Origin of the sequence: Micromonospora sp. NPDC049580 (assembly GCF_040675595.1) — a bacterium.
Classification (GTDB): Bacteria; Actinomycetota; Actinomycetes; order Mycobacteriales; family Micromonosporaceae; genus Micromonospora.
The window spans coordinates 1-2,985 of sequence record NZ_JBFAPG010000625.1 but is presented as its reverse complement, the minus strand read 5'-3'; the positions used below and the strand labels follow the sequence as shown (position 1 = coordinate 2,985).

Here is a 2,985-nt window from a genome sequence, read left to right as displayed (position 1 = left end):
CGGCCCCGTCGCGCCACGCGCCGGGGCCGGCTCGGACCAGGCGTCGGGCGGCCGGCGAGATGGGCGGCCGAGTCGCCTAGTTTCCCGCGGGCACCTGGTCCTTGACGTCGTCGTAGCCGACCGCGCCGGGCGCGTCGGTCGGCGCGTAGATCACGCGGAGCACGCCCGTCGGGAACACCTCGGTCGCCATCACCCGCAGGTGGTACGGCGTGTCGCCGTCGTCGAACAGCCTGCGGCCCTTGCGCGCCGCCACCGGGTGCACCAGCAGACGCAGCTCGTCGACCAGCCCGGCGGCGAGGAGCTGCTGCACCACGGAGATCGACCCGGGAATGAGGATGCCCTTGATCCCGGCGTCGGCCTTGAGCGCGGCGACGGCCGCCGGGAGATCGCCGTCGATGACCTCCGAGTTGCGCCAGGAGAATTCCAGCGGCTGGCGGGAGACGACCACCTTGCGCACGTCCCCGAGCTGCTTGGCGAACCCGGCGTCCTCGCCACCCGCCGCCTCCCGGTCGGGCCAGGCTCCGGCGAAGCTGTCGTAGGTCACCCGGCCGATGAGCAGCACGTCGGACGTGTCGTAGTCCTCGGTGACGGCGCGGCCCATGTTGTCGTCGAAGTACGGGAAGTGCCAGTCGGGGTCGATCTCGGCCACGCCGTCGGCCGAGATGAACAGCGTGGAGATGACCTTCGCCATCGCGGTGCTCCTTCACGTCAGGTGCTGTCGGCAGATAGACGGGCACAGCATCCCAAACTCGTCGGCCACCTACCGTCCCTCGAACCGCGCGCCGCCGACCGAATCCGCCGAGAACGGCGGAACCGTCGGATGCGGCCGGTAGGTTGCACGGACATGGCCACGCCCGCCGACGTCCGACGCGAACTCGCGAGCCTCGCCGACCCGGCCCGGGCGGCCGGATCGAGCCGGTTCCTCCAACTGGGCCCGGGCGGCTACGGCGAGGGTGACCGGGCGATCGGGGTTTCCGTACCGGAACAGCGGCGGGTGGCCGCCCGGTACTGGCGCGATCTCTCCCTGACCGGCACGGCGGAGCTGCTGACCAGCGACGTGCACGAGGAGAGGTTGACATCGCTGTTCATTCTGGTCCGCAAGTTCGCCCGGGGCGACGAGGAGGAACGGGGCCGCGTCGTCCGCCTCCTGCTGGACAACACCGACCACATCAACAACTGGGACCTGGTGGACTCGTCCGCCCCGTACATCCTCGGGCCGTGGCTGATCGACAAGGACCGGAGCGTCCTGGATCGCCTGGCCGCGTCGGACCTGGTGTGGGACCGGCGCATCGCCATCATGGCGACCTTCGCCTTCATCAGGATCGGTGACTTCGACTGGACGTTCCGCCTGGGTGAACGGCTCCTGCACGACCCGCACGACCTGGTCCGCAAGGCGGTGGGCTGGATGCTGCGCGAGGTGGGCAACCGCGACCGGGCGGCCGAGGAGGAGTTCCTGGCCCGGCATCACCGGGTCATGCCGCGCGTCATGCTGCGGTACGCGATCGAGAAGTTCGAGCCGCAGCGACGCAGAGAGTACCTGTCCGGGCTGGGCTGACGGGCCTTGCGTCTTCGGCTGCGGCAGGACGCGGGCGAGCCCCGGTCGATCGCTGACGGATCGGCCGGGGCTCGTCGGTGAGCGCAGGATCAGGCGAGATCGAACCGGTCGAGCTCCATGACCTTCGTCCAGGCCGCGACGAAGTCCTGCACGAACTTGTCGCGCGCGTCCTGGCTGGCGTAGACCTCGGCGAGGGCCCGCAGCTGGGAGTTGGAGCCGAAGATGAGGTCGACCGCGGTGGCGGTCCACTTCACCTCGTCGGTGGCCAGGTCCCGGATCTCGTACACGTGCTCGTCGGACTTCGACGCGCTCCACCGGGTGCCCGGGGAGAGCAGGTTGGCGAAGAAGTCGTTGGTGAGCACACCGGGCCGGTCGGTGAGGACGCCGTGCTGGCTGCCGCCGGTGTTGGCGCCGAGCGACCGCAGACCGCCGACGAGGACGGTCATCTCGGGCGCGGTCAGGTTCAGCATGTAGGCACGGTCGACGAGCAGCACCTCCGGCTGGGTCTTCTCACCCGGGCGCAGGTAGTTGCGGAACCCGTCGGCGCGCGGCTCCATGACCCGGAAGGACTCGACGTCGGTCTGCTCCTGGGTGGCGTCGGTGCGGCCCGGCCGGAACGGCACGGTCACCTCGACACCCGCGTCGCGCGCCGCCTTCTCGACCGCTGCCGAGCCGGCCAGCACGATCAGGTCGGCGAGCGAGATCCTCGCCCCACCGGCGGCGTTGAACTCCTGCTGGATGCCCTCCAGGGTGCTCAGTACCGACGCGAGCTGCTCGGGCTGGTTGACCTCCCAGTTGCGCTGCGGCTCGAGGCGGATCCGCGCGCCGTTGGCGCCACCGCGCTTGTCGGTGTACCGGAAGCTCGCGGCAGAGGCCCAGGCGGTGGAGACCAGCTGGTCGATGGTGAGACCAGAATCCAGAACCTTGGCCTTGAGGGCGGCGATGTCGGCGTCGCCCACCAGCTCGTGGTCGACGGCCGGCACCGGGTCCTGCCAGAGCTGCGGCTCGGCCACCCACGGCCCGAGGAAGCGCTCGATCGGGCCCATGTCGCGGTGCAGCAGCTTGTACCACGCCTTGGCGAAGGCCAGCGCGAACTGGTCGGGGTTCTCCAGGAAGCGGCGCGAGATCTTCTCGTACGCCGGGTCGACGCGCAGCGACAGGTCGGTCGTGAGCATCGTCGGCCGGTGCTTCTTCGACGGGTCGAAGGCGTCCGGGACGATCGCCTCGGCATCCTTGGCGACCCACTGCTTCGCGCCACCAGGGCTCGTGGTGAGCTCCCACTCGTAGCCGAAGAGGATCTCGAAGAACCGGTTGCTCCACCGCGTCGGCTGGTCATGCAGATGACCGGACCCTCACCCGACGTACGCAGCAGATAGCGGTACCGCTCCCCCGGCACCGCGTACCCCCGGCTGTCCAGGAACTCCCACTCC

2 protein-coding genes and 1 pseudogene are annotated in these 2,985 nt (G+C 70.1%); 1 reads left to right on the top strand and 2 read right to left on the bottom strand.

Annotated elements, in window-relative coordinates; translation table 11 throughout:
• Positions 1-76: 76 nt before the first annotated feature.
• On the bottom strand, positions 77-691 hold the full coding sequence (locus AB0J68_RS30125; RefSeq protein ID WP_354855461.1) for a dihydrofolate reductase family protein: 615 nt from the start codon (positions 689-691) through the stop codon (positions 77-79).
• Between the two features lie 153 nt (positions 692-844).
• Between AB0J68_RS30125 and AB0J68_RS30120 the strand changes: the two genes are divergently transcribed.
• On the top strand, positions 845-1,555 hold the full coding sequence (locus AB0J68_RS30120; RefSeq protein ID WP_363942025.1) for a DNA alkylation repair protein: 711 nt from the start codon (positions 845-847) through the stop codon (positions 1,553-1,555).
• An 89-nt stretch (positions 1,556-1,644) separates the two neighbouring features.
• Here AB0J68_RS30120 and AB0J68_RS30115 read toward each other — a convergent pair.
• Positions 1,645-2,883 (bottom strand): annotated as a pseudogene (locus tag AB0J68_RS30115) (peroxidase family protein); the annotation flags it as partial.
• Between the last annotated feature and the right edge of the window lie 102 nt (positions 2,884-2,985).

Bases quoted from the DNA above. Each gene is read 5' to 3' on its own strand.
- AB0J68_RS30125 (WP_354855461.1), bottom strand. From the start codon at position 691: ATGGCGAAGGTCATCTCCACGCTGTTCATCTCGGCCGACGGCGTGGCC.
- AB0J68_RS30120 (WP_363942025.1), top strand. From the start codon at position 845: ATGGCCACGCCCGCCGACGTCCGACGCGAACTCGCGAGCCTCGCCGAC.